Here is an 18,643-nt window from a genome sequence, read left to right as displayed (position 1 = left end):
ATGTTTCCGTCTTTGTCTACCAAAAGAACCTTGTCGAATTCTACTGTTGTACCGTTTTCTGCATTTTGGATGTGGTGTACAAACAGTTTTTTGCCTTCTTCAGCTTTGAACTGCTGACCGTTAATTTCTACGATTACGTACATTTTATTATAATTATTAAACGGGTTTCTTCCGTAAGGTGGACTGCTTCCGGCAATCACTTGTTTACCTCCGCGGACTAAAATCGGCTGCAAAGATACTTCAAATACTTTATATAATCAATAGTTTGACTGTTATTTTTTATATAAACCTCTGTTTTTCAGTAATAACAGTTTCGGATGATTCAGAAAGCATAAAAAAAGTGTGGTATGTCCGGTCGGGCATACCACACTTCCGTATATTGAATCGTACCTTATTATTAGAAATATAAGTAACGGTTGTCAACAACTTCTGCCTTCTGATAAAGGTCGTTGATGAACTGTGTAGCAAATCTTGCATACATGTTTGTCAGAGTAGTTTCTTCTGACTTGACATCAAGCTTTTCAGAACCGTTGTCCTTGCTTAATACCTGTACCATATAAACACCGGCATTACCCTTTACAGCTGCGCTTGTAGCATTTACTGCAGTTTTTGATGCAACAGCACCGATAACAGGTTCGCTTCCTCTTGTCATAGAAATGTATGCAGGAGCAGAGAATGTTACGTGCTTAACTGTGTCGCTTACTGCGTTCTTGACAGCTTTAGCCTGGTCGATAGAAGTGCATGATTTCATGTCGGCCATGATAAGTTCAGCTTTTTTGTCACGACGGATTTCGCTGCGAAGCATATCAGCTACAGAGTTGATGTTGCGATAGCCTACAGGATTGATTCTGTCAAGTGCTACTACCATGATATGGTCGTTGTTTCCACATTCGTACAATGGAGAAACTTCACCTTCCTTAGCACCGAATATCCAGCGGATAACTTCCTTAGTTGAAGGAACACCGCCTACATAGTGTTCAGAAGAAGAGAAGTCAGTGCGAGGAATAACTGTGTATCCGTATTCTTCTGCATTCTTTTCAAGTTCGTCTATAGTTGTGCTCTGAGCTACGAACTGGCTGAACTTGTTGTAAGCATCGTTGTATGTATCGTTGCTGAATTCTACGTTACGTTTGATAACAGCCACTTTGTATTTTTCCTGCATGCTCTTCTTGTTCATAACCTGCAGGATTACATTAGCCTGACCGATGTTCAGTTTAGCGATTTCGTTTACAGACTGGCTGATAAGAGTCTTGATGAATGTTTCGTTTTCAGTGTTCAGCTGTCCGCCTTCCCATGAAGAAGCGCTAACCCATGTAGCTTCGCCTGTCTGGCCATAAACCTTAGCTGTTTCTTCGAAGCTTGCTCCACCCTTGATAGCATCGTAGATACTGTCTGTAAGAGTCTTTGTCTTTTCTTCAGTATCAGCGTAAACCTGAATTTGACGGAACTGGATAGAGTCAGGAGCGTTTACCTTTGCTATAATCTTGAAAGCGTTGTATGAATCGTCTGCCTGGCTGTAGTATGGACCGAACACTTCGTTCATACCGATAGAGTCAAGACGTGCTACAACGTCTGAAGGAAGAACTGATTTGTTTACAGGAATATCAGAATATGATACTGCTGAACCTGTAGAACGTACGAATGTACCGAAGTCTGCAGTTGTGTTGTTCAGCTGTTCGCTATATTCAGTTACTTCATCCAATACAGCTTTTCTGTCAGCGTCTGAAGGCAATACCTGTACATCTACGAAACGGATGTTACGAGTTTCAGTCAACTGCTTGAACTGTTCTTTTCTTTCTTTGTAAAGTGCCTTGATTTCATCGTCAGATACTTTAACCAAAGAATCGTTTACAGCAGAATATGGAACAGCAGCCATAAGAAGGTCGCTCTGTTCTGTACGTGCCTTGAATGCATCTTCTGCAGCTACAGGGTTTGAAATAAGAGATTTTGAGATAAGGTTCTGATATTTTTCAGCCAATGTAGACTGTCTTAAAGTCTTTTCTACAAAATTCCAGAAGTTACCCATTGTTTGATAGTATTCTACATACTGTGCAGGCATCTGGCTTGTGCTTAGGTTGGAATAATCGACGAGGAATTTCTTCAGCATATCCTTGTCGAATGCACCTGTCTGTGGGTTGCGGAACGGAGTGTTCATCAGCATTGGATGAGTACCTTCGTCGATGATTGACTGGATTTCAGCGTCAGTAACTGTAAGGCCCAATTCTTCAGCCTGTTCAGCTATGAGCTTGTTGTTGACGTATGATTGCCATACTTGGTCTTTAACGCTTGCCAACTGTGTCTCGTTAAGAGAAGACAGTCCGTTAGTCAGTTTGATAACTTCGGTGTATTCGTCAACCAGTTTCTGGTAATCCTGTGCGGAGATTTTATCTCCATTAATCTTTCCTACGTCTTGCCTTCCCTGATGTGGCTGGAATATTTTCCAAGCGTCACCTGCTATAAAAGCGAAGAGGGCAATACCGATAACAATGACCAATAATGGTCCTTTGCTTCTAATAGTTTGTAAAGTTGCCATTTAAAATTATTATTTTTTTGTTTATTGTTTTTCTGTATTTAGCGCACGAAGATACGAAAAATGTTTTTGAGTTGCTATTTTCTGTAGAAAAAAATGCTTATTTCTGTATTTTCAACTTTACAAGCTCGATTTTTGTGCTCGTAGCCTTGATAATGTTGAACTGAAATCTGTCTATCACAATCTTTTCGTGCGGTTTAGGTATTCTCTGAAACTCGTTTATGATTAATCCTCCCAATGTCTGATATTCGTCACTTTCAGGAAGGTTTAAGTCGAATTTCTCATTTATTTCTTCTATCTCCAGACGACCTGACAAAATGTATTCGTTCTCATTCAATTCTTTAGCAACGATATTTTTGTTGTCATGTTCGTCCTCGATGTCACCGAGCAGCTCTTCTACGATGTCTTCCAGTGAAATGATTCCTGACGTTCCGCCAAATTCGTCGACTACCACTGCAAGCGATTTCTTCTGCTGCATAAGGAGTTGCATCACTTTGTTTGCCCCCATGCTTTCAGGCACTACGGGAATGGATTTTATGTTCTTTTCCCATTCTTCGGTAGCTCCGAACATTTCTGACGAGTGGATATAACCGATGATATTGTCTATATTGTCGCGATATACAATGATTTTGCTTAGTCCGCTTTCAATGAAAACCGACATAATTTCTTTTTTCGGTGTTCCGGTTTCAACTGCAATGATTTCTGTTCGTGGAATCATACAGTCTTTTACCTTGATGCTGGAAAAATCAAGGGCATTGCGGAATATCTGGATTTCAGGCTCTATTTCGTTTTCCTTCTGCGATTCGTCTATGCTGCTTTCAATCAGATAGTCGAGGTCGACTTTTGAAAATGCCTTTTCACTGTCCTCTTTCTTAATCTTCTTTCCGGCCAGTCTTAAAATGCTTGTGGAAAGGAAAGAAGAAAATCTGCTTATAGGGTATAGTACAAGATAACAGATATATGTAGGCACACACAGAATCTTTAGCGTAAAGTTCGGGTTGATTTTGAACAGGGTTTTAGGCATGAATTCCCCGGTTATCAATATAATCAGTGTGGAAATGATAGTCTGTACGACGACCATCAATGCTTCGCTTTTTATTATTCCATACAACAGGTGCTTCTCTATTATTTCGGCCATTAATATACCGTATATTACCAATGCAATGTTGTTGCCTACCAGCATAGTGGATATAAAATTGTTTGGATTCTGGTAGAATACGGTCAGGATTTTGGTGGAAAAGTTATTCGACTTTTCCATTTCGAACCTTAGCTTGTTTGAAGACACAAAGGCTATCTCCATTCCGGAAAAGAATGCAGAAAACGCCATTGTGATAATTAGTTCTATGATTATATCCATTTCTTATGTATAAAGTTGGTGACAATATAATAATGTATATTATCAGTTGTTTGTGTTTTGTATAGCATTTGTTGTATCTTGCGGAGCTGTATCTTCAACAGTGAAAATTCCTGTAGGTGTAAATATTTCATATTCTGTCATTTCCTGATTCGAGTCGAAGCCATATCCTGTCAGAATCTTGTCTTCCTGTTCTATCTTTATGAACTTGTCAGAATATATTCGTTCCTTCGACTGGTCCCAAAACAGAAGTTCGGTGTCGAATTTATCTCCTAACTGGTTTTGAATATGCACATTCCCCCTTAGTTCCCATATCTCTTTCTTTTCGTGATAGTATGCTGTATCGGCCTTTATGCTGGCGTTTACCCTGAACAGACTGTCGAATTTCTCAAGGTACAGTCCTTTCTCGAATGCCCAGTATGGGGGATTCTTCTTTGTGAAAACCAGCCATTCGTCTGTGACAATCTTGTATCTTATCATACCTGAGTCTGATACATAAGATACCACCCCGGTAGTGTGCATATCGGGCAGGGAGTCTTTTTCGTCGATAGCTGCAGCTAATTTCTTGTCCTTGCTTCCACACGATGGGAAAAAAAGAAACATAACAGTTGCCCATACGGCAACTGTTATGCTTATAAAATATTTAGTTTTGAAAAAGTGTTGTCTATATGACATAGATTTTATCTGATAGTTGTTGTTTCGCCAATCCATCCACCGATAGTTACTGTGTGTCCCTTGCTCAAACCAAGGAAGAACAAGTCTTCATCTTTCGGAGTGTAGGCAGAATATGTTCTGATAAGTTCGTTAGCTTTGTCGGCAACGCTTGGGTCAACACTCTTTGCACGTTGCAACTTGTCAATAACTGCAAAGAATGTACATTTATTCAAAGCTGATTCATCACTCCAGTTAGGGCTTGATGCATACATCTGTGCAATAAGGATATAAGCATCTCCATAATTGTTGTTGAATGAGATAGCCTTGTTGCAGTACTGTTTAGCACGGCTGAGCTGTTTCTTGCTGAAAAGGATTACACCGGCATTGTAGCAGTATTCGGCTTTCTTCATAGGGTCCTGTTCCAGTTCGATAGCCTGGTCGAAGTAACCTATGCTCTTGTCCAAATCGCCTTTCTTGTAATACATGTATCCGCAACCAGCAGCTGTAGCAGCAGTCGGTTCAATAGCATGAGCTGCTTCAGAAGCTTCGAAATATGCTTCTTCTTCAGTACATTTCAAAAGCTGCATTACAGAAATAACCTGCTTCAGATATTCAAGATTTGTTTTGTTCTGTGCAACTTTAGGACCGTAGATTGACTGCAGGTTCTCGCAAGAAGCTGCTCCACTGTTGATGAAATATGCATCTACGTTGTCTTTTGTTGTTTTGAAAAGGTTTTTCATCTTTTCTTTCTTCTCTGCATTGTATGCAGCGTCAGCATATCCTGCAACAGTAAGATAGTCCTGGATGAACTGTTCTTTGTGGGTATCGTCAGCTTTCAGTTTACGTGATGACATATCCATCATATCAAGAAACATGAAGTAGTCTGATTTTTCTTTCTCCATGTCAACTGCTTTCTTGGCCCATTCGTATGCCTGATTCAAATCAAGGTTCTTTCCTGAGAATACGATGTAGTCGTGTACTTTCATACCTAAAATAGAACCTTCAGTAGATTTAGATCTTACCAATTTGTTAAGTTGGTCAAGATACTTGATACGCTGATCGTGTACAGCCATAAGTTCGTCTAAGTAAGCTTTCTGCTGAGCAGCGTCTTTTGTACTCTGAATTAAACCACGAAGGATTTTAGCGCCGTTGGTATATGTTCCAACCTGTGCGAAAGGTGCTTCTGTGAAAACTGCCTTCCAAGGAGTGTATGCATCCTTGAAGTTGTCTGTTTTAACATATTCAGTATAAATACTGATGTTCTGAAGACAACGGATACTGTCTTCACCATGTCCAAATCTAGAACCGTCTTCTACTCCTTTTTGAGCAAAAGTAGCTGTTGCACCTAATGAGAGGGCACACAGCATTGTAAACATCTTCATTCTCATCGTATATTAATTTAATTGTTTATTGTGTGTGAATTGATTAGTTAACTCTCCACTTCATGAACCAAGGCTCATTCAGTGTAAGTCCGATTTTCAGAACAAACCTGTTTTCAGACATCAGGTTGCTGTTGCTCGGAGAAAGATTGACATACTGACCTGTAATACTCAATACTGTTTTTCTCTGGAACAATGACAGTGGGAAACCTAAACCGGCTGTTACTCCTATTTCTTTGGCTCCATCAGAGAAAGAACTTCCGTTTACATCATTTGGTATTTTGATGTATGGTGAGTTATAGTATGCACCGACCCTGTATGATATTCTTTTAAAGAAGTTTCGTCCGATGTAATCAGGAGTGTATTCCACTCCGGCAGCAATCTTGCTTCTGTTGTTATACATTCCTGCCACGTTTGACAGTTTTACTTTTGACCATTCCTGCAATGTATAATCCAAGCATACCGTAAGATTATTCTTAAACTGATATGCTAAACCAACTCCGTATGTTGATGGGATGCCATATCCGTCGTAGTCAGTCTTTTCATTTGTGGAACTGTAGCTGCTGCCGTCTGTAACCTGTGTACCTGTAACCTCGGTAGAATTCAGTTTATGTCCGAGGCCATAAGTCAATCCTAATGTTATGCTGTTGTTCTTGTCCAAAGGTTGGGTGTATTGTAATCCCAAATCAAGTTTATAGCTTTTTACATTAAGATTTCTATAGTTGATAGTGTAATCACCGTTATTGCTGAGTGTTGCAGTAGTACTATATTCCTGATTTCCGTACAGGTATCCTATGTTGGCACCGAATGACAGGTTCTTTAAAATCTTATATCCCAATCCTGCAAAAACAAGGTTTGTACCTCCGTTGCCGGTAAATCGGTTTGTTACTGTAGTGTTGCTTATATTCCCTTCTTCGTCCTTAATATTGTTGGTAGAACTGAAATTGTAACCCACTGTAGAGAAAGGTGTAAACCCGATGGCCATACCTAATCTTGGATGAAGGCGGAACTGAATGGCAAGATAGTCGAAACTGGAGTTTCTTGCATTTGCTTTTATTCCATTCTCTTCATAGTTTGAACTTTTCATGCTGAAACCGATGTCGAACATAAACGACAGCGAATCTACAGAAGTGTATGAAGCCGGATTCATAGGATTGATATGTCTGCTTGAGCGCAATGCGTTACCTACACCTCCCATGGCTGCATTGCTCGTAAAGACCTGGTCTGACAAGTCCCCAAACCCGAATCTTGTGTATGGAGAATTTGTGCTTGACTGTGCGAAAGTGCACATATAAGCAATTGCAAAAATAACGCTGAAGAGTATCTTTTTATTTGACATTATAATTCAGTATTCTGTTTAAACCTTTTAAAACTAAAAATCTATCTGCAAAGATGATACTTTTTAATTTTGTATCAAAAGAAAATTTATCTCCGCCAGTTAAAAAAACTAAAAGGTCGGGATGTTTTTTCTGTAATTGAGTGATGTAGCCTATTATTTCGAATTCAATACCTTTAATAACTCCGGCTCTTATAGCTGTTTCTGTGTTGAATCCTAATTCAGGAACTTCTCCTCCTTTTTCTATTAAAGGAAGTTTGTCACAGCATGCGCTCAATGATTTGAATCTGGTGTAAATGCCTGGTGATATGTTGCCGCCCCAGTACGTTGCACTGGCATCAATAAACTCATAGGTAAGTGCTGTGCCGGCATCAATTACAAGCAGATTTCTGTCAGGCATAAGATAATTGGCTCCCACTACGGCGGCCAGACGGTCCATACCTAATGTTTCGGGCGTTTTGTACTTGTTGGTGATTGGTATAGGAGTTTTGTAATCTAATGTCAATACCGGAAAGCTGACATTTGCCAATTGCTTTTTTATGGTATTGCTTAGAGTTATTACAGAGGCAATTATGCATCTGTCTATAGGATACTTATGGCATAATATCTTTATACAGTCCAATGAATGGTTTGAGCCTCGGAGAATTTCTACCTGTTCATCTCCGTCGAAAACCGCAAGTTTTGCTACTGTGTTGCCAATGTCTATAATTAAATTCACAATATATAATTTTATTGCGTGCAAAGTAAAGTAAAAAAAAGAAATTTACAGCAATAAAATAGATGTTTTGTTTCATATTTATAGATAATTAGTCTTATTTTTGCGCTGAAAATTACAAATACATAAATTAATAAAATGTTTGCTATTAGATTTAGGGTATTATTGATAGGGCTGTCACTTCTTATCAGTCTGCAATCATATTCACAGAAAAACGACAGTATTCAGTTTAGTTTGCTTACATGCGCACCTGGAACTGAAATCTATTCTCTGTTTGGACATACTGCCATACGATATCAGAATTTTACACAAAATAGAGATTTGGTGTTTAACTATGGTATGTTCAGTTTTTCTACACCTAATTTTATATTCCGTTTCGTAAAGGGGGAAACTGATTATCAGTTGGGTATAACAGAATTTGCACCATTTGAAGCGGAATACATGTTTCGTGGTTCATCGGTCTATCAGCAGGTGCTGAATCTAACGCAAGAAGAAAAAAACAGGCTGCTGGAACTCCTCGTCCTGAATTATCAGCCGCAAAACAGAATCTACAGGTATAATTATTTTTATGACAACTGTACCACAAGAGCACGCGACCAGATAGAACGTTGTATCGACGGAAAAGTGATTTATCCGGATTCAGTAGAGGAGAAAAGTTTTCGTGGTATAGTCCATGAATTTACTAAAGGATTTCAGTGGGAAGAGTTGGGGATGGACCTGTGTCTTGGCGCTGAAGCCGATGAAACGATAGATATACGCCGGCAGATGTTTTCACCTTTCTATATGAGAGCTTTTGCAGATAGGGCCTATATAGAAGAACCGGACGGGAAAGTTCGTCCTCTGGTATTAAAAGAAGAGGTAATAGTTAATGCAGAGCGTGATGAAGATGAAGTGGGATTTCCTTTCAGTCCGATGACTTGTGCCATTGCTTTCTTGGTTGTAAACGTTCTGTTTGCAGTGCTTCAGGTACTTAAGAAGAAAATTTATTGGGGATGGGATATTGTGTTATATCTTTCACAGGGTATAGCCGGTTGCATTATCTCTTTCCTGTTTTTCTTTTCGGTACACCCTACTGTAGGCTCTAACTGGATGATTCTCCTGTTTAATCCTATACCTTTGTTGTATCTATCATTTATGGTTTATAATGACGTAAAACGTAATAATGATAGGTATCACATTGTTAATTTGGTGTATTTAACATTTTTTATGCTCTTAATGCCGGTTATACCGCAGGAATTTAATTTAACAGTGTTACCTTTGGCACTTGGTTTGTGGTGCAATGCCATGAGTCATACTATAGTTTGTAGAAAATTGAAATGAAAGAAAAATTAATAACATCCCTGATTACTGCCATAGTTATATCCGGTATTAATGCACAGACGGTTCCGGCTGTGCCGAAGTTCGTTATAGGATTGACTATCGACCAGTTGCGTACAGATTATATAGAGGCTTTTTCTGCCATGTATGGCGAAAGAGGATTCAAGCGTCTTTTCAAGGAAGGACGTGTATATGTGAATGGCGAATATGATTTTATAAAACCGGATCAGTCGTCGTCTGTAGCTTCTATATATACTGGTACCTCTCCTTATTATAATGGTATAGTTGGCAACAATTGGATGGACAGAAATACGCTTTGTGTAGTCAAGAGTGTCGATGATAAGGCGTATATGGGAATTTACACTTCTGAAAACGCTTCACCTCAGCATCTCTCCGTATCGAATTTAGCAGACGAACTTATGGTTTCTACCCATGGAGAATCTCATGTCTATTCTATAGCTCCTACAAAGGAAATGGCTATTATGGGGGCCGGTCATGCTGCCAAAGGTGCGTTTTGGATAAACGATGATAACGGAAAGTGGAGTGGTACTACATATTATGGCGCGTTCCCTGAATGGGTGACAAATTTCAACGACCGTAACGGCCTTGATTTTAGAATAGACCAGATAACATGGGGACCTTATCTGCCTGTTACGGCTTATAAATATATAACGACAGAAACCAAACAACTCACTTTCAAGCATAATTTCACAGACGAACGTCTTTTGAAGTACAAGAAGTTCAAGACAAGCCCTTATGTAAACGATGAGGTAAACAAATTAGTGAATGTCTTCCTCAATAATACCAATGCAGGGCTGGATGATACGCCTGATTTGCTGACTTTAGGATATTATGCAGGAAATTATGACGGTAAACCGGATTCTGAATATGCCATGCAGATACAGGATATGTATGTACGCCTGGATAACAGTATAGGTGATTTGCTGGATATGGTAGATAGGAAGGTCGGTTTGAAGAATACATTGATATTTATAACCTCTACCGGCTATCGTTCTCCCGAACCTGAAGACCTGCCGGAATATAGGATACCGACAGGGGAGTTCCATCTGAAACGCTGTTCAGCCTTGCTTAATATGTATCTGATGGCTATATATGGCCAGGGACAGTATGTGGAAACATATTATGGAAATCAGATATATCTGAATCACAAGCTTATTGAAGATAAGAACCTGAATCTTACTGAGGTTATGAACCGCTCGTCTGAATTTATTGTACAGATGAGTGGCATACGCTCTGCATATTCGTCACAGCGCCTTCTTCTTGGTGCCTGGGATCCAAAGATTGATAAAATCAGAAACTCATTTACCCGCAAATGTTCCGGCGATTTATATATCGAGATATTGCCGGGGTGGAAGGTGGTAGATGAATATTCCAATAATGTTAGAGTGGAACGCGAGGCTTATGCATCGGTTCCGGTATTCTTTTTCGGGTATAATATCAAACCTGAGATACTGTATTCACCTGTAAAAGTGGCAGCTGTAGCACCTACGCTGGCACATTTCATGCGTATCAGGGCTCCTAATGCAAGTGTGGCGGCTCCATTGACAGGAATACGCAAATAAATGTCCGTATTTGCCGCATTTTGTGCGTTTTTAATTATCTTTGTACGCCGTTGAACATATTTAACGGCATTAATCAGTAAATAAAAAATAAAATATATAATGGGATTTAATGAATTTATAAGCAAGTTGTTCGGGAACAAAGCTTCTCGCGACATGAAGGAAATCCAGCCATGGGTAGAAAAAATTAAAGCAGCATACCCTGAAATAGAGAAGCTGAGTAATGATGAACTGCGTGCCAAAACGGAAGAACTTAAAAAGTATATCAAAGATTCTGCCGTTGCTGAAAACAAGAAGATTGAAGAACTGAAGGCTACAATCGAAACTACAGACATTGAAAAACGTGAACCTATCTTTGCACAGATAGATAAATTGGAGAAAGAAGTACTCGAAAAATACGAAAAAGCACTTAATGATGTGCTTCCGGTTGCTTTCTCTATCGTAAAAGATACAGCAAGACGTTTCACTCAGAACGAAGAAATAGAAGTTACTGCTACTGATTTCGACCGTGAACTGGCTGCTATGGGAAAAGACTTTGTACGCATTGAAGGCGACAATGCTATATGGCAGAACCATTGGGTAGCAGGTGGTAACGATATGAAATGGGGAATGATTCACTACGATGTACAGCTCTTCGGTGGTGTTGTTCTTCATCAGGGAAAAATTGCGGAAATGGCAACAGGTGAAGGTAAGACACTTGTAGCTACATTGCCTGTCTTCCTTAATGCATTGACCGGTAATGGTGTACACGTCGTTACTGTGAACGACTACCTTGCGAAACGTGACTCTGAATGGATGGGACCTCTCTATATGTTTCATGGATTGAGCGTTGACTGTATCGATAAGCATCAGCCAAACTCTGCTGCACGTCGTCGTGCATATATGGCTGATATCACATTCGGTACAAACAATGAGTTCGGTTTCGACTATTTGCGCGACAATATGGCTAACAGCCCTAAGGACCTTGTACAGCGCAAACATAACTTTGCAATTGTCGACGAGGTAGACTCTGTATTGATTGACGATGCCCGTACTCCGCTTATCATTTCCGGTCCTGTCCCAAAGGGTGACCAGCAGCTGTTCGAAGTTCTTCGTCCGTTGGTAGAACGTCTGGTTGAGGCACAGCGCAAGCTTGCTACTCAGTATCTGGCAGATGCAAAACGTCTTATCGCTTCCGACAAGAAGGAAGAAGTGGAAGAAGGTTTCCTTTCATTGTTCCGTAGCCATAAGGCTCTTCCAAAGAACAAACCTCTCATCAAGTTCCTCAGCGAACCGGGTATTAAGGCTGGTATGCTGAAGACTGAGGCTATCTATATGGAAGCAAACAACAAGCGTATGCCTGAGGCTGTAGAACCTCTTTATTTCGTAATTGATGAAAAGATGAAGAGTGCCGACCTTACTGATAAGGGTATCGAACTTATCACAGGTAATTCTCAGGACCCTACACTCTTCGTTCTTCCTGATATAGCAGCACAGTTGTCTGAACTTGAAAACGAAACATCTTTGACAGACGAAGAAAAGTTGGCTAAGAAAGACGAACTGATGACTAACTATGCTATCAAGTCTGAACGTGTACATACAATAAATCAGTTGCTTAAGGCATATACAATGTTCGAAAAGGATACTGACTATGTTGTGATGGACGGACAGGTTAAAATCGTCGATGAGCAGACAGGACGTATCATGGACGGTCGTCGTTGGAGCGACGGTTTGCATCAGGCTGTCGAAGCTAAGGAAGGTGTTAAGGTTGAAGCTGCTACACAGACATTTGCTACTATCACACTTCAGAACTACTTCCGTATGTATCACAAACTGTCAGGTATGACAGGTACTGCAGAAACAGAAGCAGGCGAATTCTGGGATATCTACAAACTCGATGTTGTAACTATTCCTACTAACCGTCCAATCGCACGTAAGGATATGAACGACCGCGTTTATAAGACTAAGCGCGAAAAATATAAAGCTGTTATCGAAGAGATTGAAAAGATGGTAGAAATGGGTCGTCCTGTATTGGTCGGTACAACATCGGTTGAAATCTCTGAAATGTTGAGCAAGATGCTTACTCTCCGTAAGATTGAACATAACGTACTTAATGCCAAGTTGCATCAGAAAGAAGCGGACATCGTAGCTAAAGCCGGTTTGGGACGTACAGTAACTATTGCTACCAACATGGCCGGTCGTGGTACCGACATCAAGTTGAGCGACGAGGTTAAGGCTGCCGGAGGTTTGGCTATTATAGGTACAGAACGTCACGAATCACGTCGTGTAGACCGTCAGTTGCGTGGTCGTGCAGGACGTCAGGGTGACCCGGGTTCTTCAGTATTCTTTGTTTCTCTTGAAGACGATTTGATGCGTCTGTTCTCTTCCGACCGTATCGCGTCTGTAATGGATAAACTTGGTTTCAAGGAAGGAGAAATGATTGAGCATAAGATGATTTCAAATTCTATCGAACGTGCACAGAAGAAGGTAGAAGAAAACAACTTCGGTATCCGTAAGCGTTTGCTTGAATATGATGATGTTATGAACAAGCAGCGTAATGTGGTTTATACAAAACGTCGTCATGCATTGATGGGTGAACGTATCGGTATGGATATCGTTAATATGATTTGGGAACGCTGTGCCAATGCCCTGGATATGGCTACTTACTCTGAAGCCAAGATGGAAATACTCCAGACTCTTGCAATGGAAACTCCGTTCACTGAAGATGAATTTACTTCAAAAGATAAGAATGAACTTACTGAAAGAACATTCGATGCTGCAATGGAAATCTTCAAGCGTAAGACTGACCGTATGGCTCAGATTGCCAATCCGGTAATAAAACAGGTATATGAAAATCAGGGACAGATGTATGAAAACATTATGATTCCTATTACAGACGGCAAACGTATGTATAATATTCCTGTCAACTTGAAGGCTGCTTATGAGTCTGAATCAAAAGAAATCGTGAAGGCTTTCGAAAAGGCTATTCTTCTTCATACTATAGATGAGGCATGGAAGGAAAATCTTCGCGAACTTGACGAACTTAAACATTCCGTACAGAATGCAAGCTATGAACAGAAAGACCCATTGTTGATTTTCAAACTTGAGTCTGTGAAACTGTTTGACAATATGGTTGCCAAAATCAACAATAATACAATTTCTGTATTGATGCGTGGTCAGATACCTGTGCAGGAACCGGAACAGGTTCGTGAGGCTGCTCCGGAACCGGCTCCAAGAAAACAGCAGTATAAGGAAGAAAAGGTTGACCTCAATGATGCTTCTCAGCAGAGTGCTGCCGGTAAAGATACCAGAGAGGTTAAAAATGAGCCTTATAAAGCAGAAAAAACAGTTGGCAGAAACGATCCATGTCCTTGCGGAAGTGGGTTGAAATATAAGAACTGTCACGGAAAAGTATAAGAATTTTAATAAAATACATGTTTAAAAGGTCGTCTCTTAACAAAGGGACGGCCTTTATTATTATACCTTTATTACCTTTTAACTTCATAATATTCAGAAATATATTAATTTTGTACAGACTAAAACTGTACATATTATGAAGAAATATGCCCTTTATATCGTCATGCTTGTAAGTGTTCTCATTTCATCATGCAGTTCCATACAGACACTTACTTTCGACCAGTTGGCTCCGGCCCAAGTTAATTTCCCATATCAGGTTTCTGTTGTAGGAGTTGTAAATAATATGCCTTCACGTCCGAAATCGAAGAAGAATATACTGACACTGGGAATGATTGACGCTGAGGGAAAGAGTGCAGCAGAGGCTTTGGCCGGCTCGCTTGCTGACAGCAAGTTCTTTAATCAGGTTGTAATATGTGATTCTGCTCTGTGTGCAGATGATTTTTCGACCGTTCTTACTGCAGATGAAGTAAATGAACTTTCTTCAATGTTGGGAGTAGACATGTTGGTGTCTTTTGAAAGACTGCTTCTCGATGTTGAAAAGAAAGAATATACTAATCCCGGATGGGACGTTTCAATTCCTGTCTTGCAGGTTCAGGTAACACCTATAGTCAGATTGTATATACCGGGACGACAGAAACCATTGGTAGAGCTTACTGCTACCGATTCTTTGTATTTCGACATGGGTTACAGAGTATCGGAAAAAGAAGTGATAGAGGAGGCTACAAGGCATGCAACGTCTGTTATAAGCAATAAGATAGTTCCATACTGGCAGACTGTAAACAGATTGTATTTTGACGGCGGTGGAGTTGAAATGCGTGATGCGGGAGTATATGTAAACGAAGGGAATTGGGACGCTGCGCGAGGGTTGTGGACCCAGGTTTATAACCGTCTGAAGAAAGGCAATGCCAAGTTCAGGGCTGCCTACAATATTGCACTCTCGTACGAGATGACAGCCGATATGGATAAAGCAGAGGAATGGCTGAAAAAGGCATCCGATTGTGTCAAGACTGGTTCTGAGGAAGAAATGGTGCTGAAGTACTATATACCTCAGTTTATGAAAAGGAAAGACGAATTGGGTAAACTGAATGTTCAAATGGGACGTTTTAATAACAATTTTTGACCTGTTTGTTTTGAAACATTATAATTTTTAGTAATTTTGAGGTAATAAATATTTTATGCCTATGAATGTTAGCGAAAAAACACGTGCAGCCATATCGTCATCCATTAGAGAAGCATTATGTCGATATGTATCGGGAGATGAAAATACTGTAGTTACAGATATTCATCTGCAGCCGAAACAGGACAGTGGCGAACTTCTGATTTTTAACGATGACGATGAAGAATTGGCGCGTACCATAATAGACGAATGGGTGGAATGCGATTCGGAAAACTTCATTGCGGAAGTTGAACCGCTTTTGCGTTCGGAGATTGTTGCATTGAGCGACCAGGGATATTTCGAGAAACTGTCTTTGATGAAACCATATTCTTTTGTGTTGGTTGATGATGACAAGGAAACGGTTGCTGAATTGATGTTGGTTGACGATGAGGACACTCTTTTGCTTAACGACGAGCTTCTGAAGGGACTTGACGAGGAACTCGATGCTTTCCTGAAAGAACTCTTGGAGAAATAATGAAGATATTGTGACGGTCGGGGTAAGACACAATGCTTTTGCATCAGAAGTCTTTCCCCGGCTTTTGTTTTATATTTATTCGAAGTATATGGGAGAAAGGATATCGTTTAGAAGAAATGAGCAATTACACACAGTAAACCCACGATGGCGCGGTAATCCTTCCGTTAAAGGTAAGTTCTTTAACCGTCAGCACAGATGGCGTCCCGGAGTGGGGAACATATTGAAATGGCGGTTCTCGCCCAATCCTCAGAGAAAGGAGAAACGCAGCATAAAGTGGACACCGAAAGTAAAATACCTTCATGACCTTGATGCTGCTACAGGTAATGCTCTGATATGGCTCGGACATAATTCGTTTTTCCTTCAGCTTGGCGGAAAACGTTTTATGATAGATCCTGTGTTTGGAAGCATTCCTTTTGTAAAAAGACGCAGTACCTTTCCTGCCAATCCTTCTGTCTTTAAGAATATAGACTATCTGCTTATCAGCCATGACCATTTCGACCATCTTGACAAACTGAGTGTGGCACGACTTTTCTCGGAAAATCCGGGTATGAAACTATTCTGTGGAATAGGAACGGGCAGATTTATTAAGGGATGGTTTCCGGATATGGAGGTGATTGAGGCCGGTTGGTATCAGCAGCATAAGGACGAAGGGCTATGTCTTACTTTCCTTCCGGCTCAGCATTGGAGCAAGAGAGGAGTGAGTGATGGCGGAGAACGTCTTTGGGGGGCATTTATGATACAGGCAGACGGAATAACCATATACAACAGTGGTGATACGGGCTATGCACATCATTTCAAGGAATTGCCTGAAATCTTTCCACATATTGACTATTGTATGATAGGAATAGGTGCATATAAGCCACGCTGGTTTATGAAACCAAACCATATATCACCGTACGATGCTCTTACTGCTTCAGCAGAAATGGGGGCGCGTGTGACGATACCTATGCATTACGGAACATTCGACCTTTCGGACGAACCTCTGTTCGACCCTCCTCATGTTTTTGCAGCTGAGGCTGAAAAGAGGAGTATGGATGTCATTATTCCTGAGTTAGGTGAGGTGATTAAGCTTCATCATATCAGATAAAATCTATTTAAATGATTCCCCAATGAACGTCCGGTGAACGCTTAATGAACGCAGAATGAATTATGCGATGGCTGATATAAGATTCTTTTAAAGTGCTTTTAAATACCATTTAAACACCATTTAAATAGCGTTTAAAAGCTCCCTAAAATAAAAAAAGAACAGCCAAAAGCTGTTCTTTTTTCGTTCATATAGTGTTCATTCACTGTTCAGCAGTTATTTTTTCAGAGCAGAGATGCTTTCTTTCAGTGCTGCAATCTTGGTTTCTGCATCAGCCTGTTTCTTGCGTTCCATTTCAATAACGTTAGCCGGAGCCTTGCTTACAAACTTCTCGTTGCTTAGCTTCTTCATTACGCTCATAAGGAATCCTTCCTGATATTTCAGGTCTGCTTCAAGTTTCTTAAGCTCTTCTTCCACGTTAATCAGATTTCCGAGAGGAACTGCATATTCAGTTGTTCCAACCATGAACGAAGCTGCACCTTCTGCCTTGGCATCTACCTGTGCTATTGCAGACAGGTTACACAATTTCTCTATCACAGCATTGAAGTCTGCTACAGGGCTTTCTCCAACCACTTCAAGATTCAGAGCCTCTTTCTGAGCAATGTTCTTCTGAAGTCTGATAGTACGGATACCACCTATAACTTCTTTTACAGCTTCAAACTTGTTGATGATAGTTTCATCGTAAGTTTCTGTCATATTAAGAGTCTGAGTCATGATGCTTTCGCCATCCTTGCGGTCGTAGATGTGCTGCCACAACTCTTCAGTGATGAATGGCATGAACGAATGCAGAAGCTTGAGCAGTGTATCGAAGAAACTCAAAGTCTTTTCGTAAGTCACACAGTCGATAGGCTGTCCGTATGCAGGTTTCACCATTTCAAGATTCCAGCTTGAGAATTCGTCCCAGAACAGTTTGTAAACCACCATAAGAGCCTCGCTCAGACGATATTTGCCGAACAGGTCGTTTACCTCTGCCGCTGTTTTTGCAAGCATAGCCTCGAACCATTCTGTTGCCAGGCGTGCATATTCAGGCTGTTCGTTGCCTTCTACGTTCCATCCCTTAACCAGACGGAATGCATTCCATATCTTGTTGTTGAAGTTACGTCCCTGTTCGCAGAGAGCGTCGTCAAACAAAATATCGTTTCCTGCAGGAGCTGCAAGCATCATACCCATACGAACACCGTCGGCACCATATTTCTCAATCAGTTCAAGCGGATCAGGCGAGTTACCGAGTGACTTGGACATCTTGCGACCGATTTTATCACGTACGATACCTGTGAAGTAAACGTTCTTGAAAGGCATGTCGCCCATGTATTCATATCCTGCCATAATCATACGTGCTACCCAGAAGAAGATAATGTCCGGTCCTGTTACAAGGTCGGCAGTAGGGTAGTAGTATTTGATTTCTTCATTGCCGGGATTGTTGATTCCGTCGAACAAAGAGATAGGCCACAACCATGAAGAGAACCATGTATCCAGACAGTCCTCGTCCTGACGCAGGTCTTCAATCTTCATATCCTTGTTTCCTGTCTTCTCGATGGCAAGTCTCAAAGCTTCTTCAGCTGTTTCTGCCACTACGAATCCGCCCTGAGGCAAGAAGTAAGCCGGGATTCTGTGTCCCCACCACAACTGACGGCTGATACACCAGTCCTTGATGTTCTCCATCCAGT

Annotated in this window: 14 protein-coding genes; 6 read left to right on the top strand and 8 right to left on the bottom strand. The window is 40.7% G+C overall.

Going from position 1 to position 18,643, the window contains the following annotated elements:
- The 7 genes from QZ379_RS07925 to QZ379_RS07895 form a co-directional block, all read right to left on the bottom strand.
- On the bottom strand, positions 1–197 hold a 197-nt coding region (locus QZ379_RS07925; RefSeq protein WP_291562825.1), incomplete at its 3' end, for a bL21 family ribosomal protein.
- 200 nt (positions 198–397) lie between these two features.
- Positions 398–2,533: a peptidylprolyl isomerase gene (locus tag QZ379_RS07920; protein WP_291562823.1), complete on the bottom strand. Its 2,136-nt coding sequence runs from the start codon at positions 2,531–2,533 to the stop codon at positions 398–400.
- 97 nt (positions 2,534–2,630) lie between these two features.
- Positions 2,631–3,887 carry a hemolysin family protein gene (locus QZ379_RS07915; protein ID WP_291562820.1) on the bottom strand — a complete coding sequence of 419 codons (1,257 nt, stop codon included), beginning with the start codon at positions 3,885–3,887 and terminating at the stop codon, positions 2,631–2,633.
- A 42-nt stretch (positions 3,888–3,929) separates the two neighbouring features.
- Positions 3,930–4,559, bottom strand: coding sequence for an LPS export ABC transporter periplasmic protein LptC (lptC, locus tag QZ379_RS07910; protein WP_291562818.1), 630 nt, complete (start codon positions 4,557–4,559; stop codon positions 3,930–3,932).
- 5 nt (positions 4,560–4,564) lie between these two features.
- Positions 4,565–5,926, bottom strand: a complete 1,362-nt coding sequence (locus QZ379_RS07905; RefSeq protein WP_291562815.1) for a hypothetical protein — start codon at positions 5,924–5,926, stop codon at positions 4,565–4,567.
- A gap of 37 nt (positions 5,927–5,963) precedes the next feature.
- Positions 5,964–7,208, bottom strand: a complete 1,245-nt coding sequence (locus QZ379_RS07900) for an outer membrane beta-barrel protein (protein ID WP_291562812.1) — start codon at positions 7,206–7,208, stop codon at positions 5,964–5,966.
- 37 nt (positions 7,209–7,245) lie between these two features.
- The gene (locus QZ379_RS07895; RefSeq protein WP_291562809.1) at positions 7,246–7,971 is read right to left on the bottom strand and encodes a type III pantothenate kinase; all 726 of its coding nucleotides are present in this window, start codon (positions 7,969–7,971) and stop codon (positions 7,246–7,248) included.
- Between the two features lie 135 nt (positions 7,972–8,106).
- Here QZ379_RS07895 and QZ379_RS07890 point away from each other — a divergent pair, with 135 nt between their 5' ends.
- The 6 genes from QZ379_RS07890 (at position 8,107) to QZ379_RS07865 (ending at position 16,979) form a co-directional block, all read left to right on the top strand.
- Positions 8,107–9,288 (top strand): DUF4105 domain-containing protein, encoded by a 1,182-nt coding sequence (locus QZ379_RS07890; RefSeq protein WP_291562806.1) that lies wholly within the window; start codon positions 8,107–8,109, stop codon positions 9,286–9,288.
- Positions 9,285–10,868 carry an alkaline phosphatase family protein gene (locus QZ379_RS07885; RefSeq protein WP_291562803.1) on the top strand — a complete coding sequence of 528 codons (1,584 nt, stop codon included), beginning with the start codon at positions 9,285–9,287 and terminating at the stop codon, positions 10,866–10,868. The genes QZ379_RS07890 and QZ379_RS07885 overlap by 4 nt, the downstream gene beginning before the upstream one ends.
- 99 nt (positions 10,869–10,967) lie before the next feature.
- Positions 10,968–14,261 carry a preprotein translocase subunit SecA gene (gene secA, locus QZ379_RS07880; RefSeq protein WP_291562800.1) on the top strand — a complete coding sequence of 1,098 codons (3,294 nt, stop codon included), beginning with the start codon at positions 10,968–10,970 and terminating at the stop codon, positions 14,259–14,261.
- 136 nt (positions 14,262–14,397) lie between these two features.
- A complete protein-coding gene (locus tag QZ379_RS07875; RefSeq protein WP_291562798.1) occupies positions 14,398–15,381 on the top strand; it encodes a DUF6340 family protein in 984 nt (327 codons plus the stop codon).
- A 61-nt stretch (positions 15,382–15,442) separates the two neighbouring features.
- Complete coding sequence (locus QZ379_RS07870) at positions 15,443–15,892, top strand: hypothetical protein (RefSeq protein WP_291562794.1); 450 nt, start codon at positions 15,443–15,445, stop codon at positions 15,890–15,892.
- A gap of 88 nt (positions 15,893–15,980) precedes the next feature.
- The gene (locus tag QZ379_RS07865) at positions 15,981–16,979 is read left to right on the top strand and encodes an MBL fold metallo-hydrolase (RefSeq protein WP_291562791.1); all 999 of its coding nucleotides are present in this window, start codon (positions 15,981–15,983) and stop codon (positions 16,977–16,979) included.
- 213 nt (positions 16,980–17,192) lie between these two features.
- Here QZ379_RS07865 and QZ379_RS07860 read toward each other — a convergent pair.
- On the bottom strand, positions 17,193–18,643 hold a 1,451-nt coding region (locus tag QZ379_RS07860), incomplete at its 5' end, for a class I tRNA ligase family protein (RefSeq protein WP_291562790.1).

It is taken from the genome of Bacteroides sp. (assembly GCF_019417265.1).
Lineage (GTDB): Bacteria > Bacteroidota > Bacteroidia > Bacteroidales > Bacteroidaceae > Phocaeicola.
Note: the sequence above shows the minus strand (reverse complement) of the source record. Positions and strands in the feature narration are given on the sequence as shown.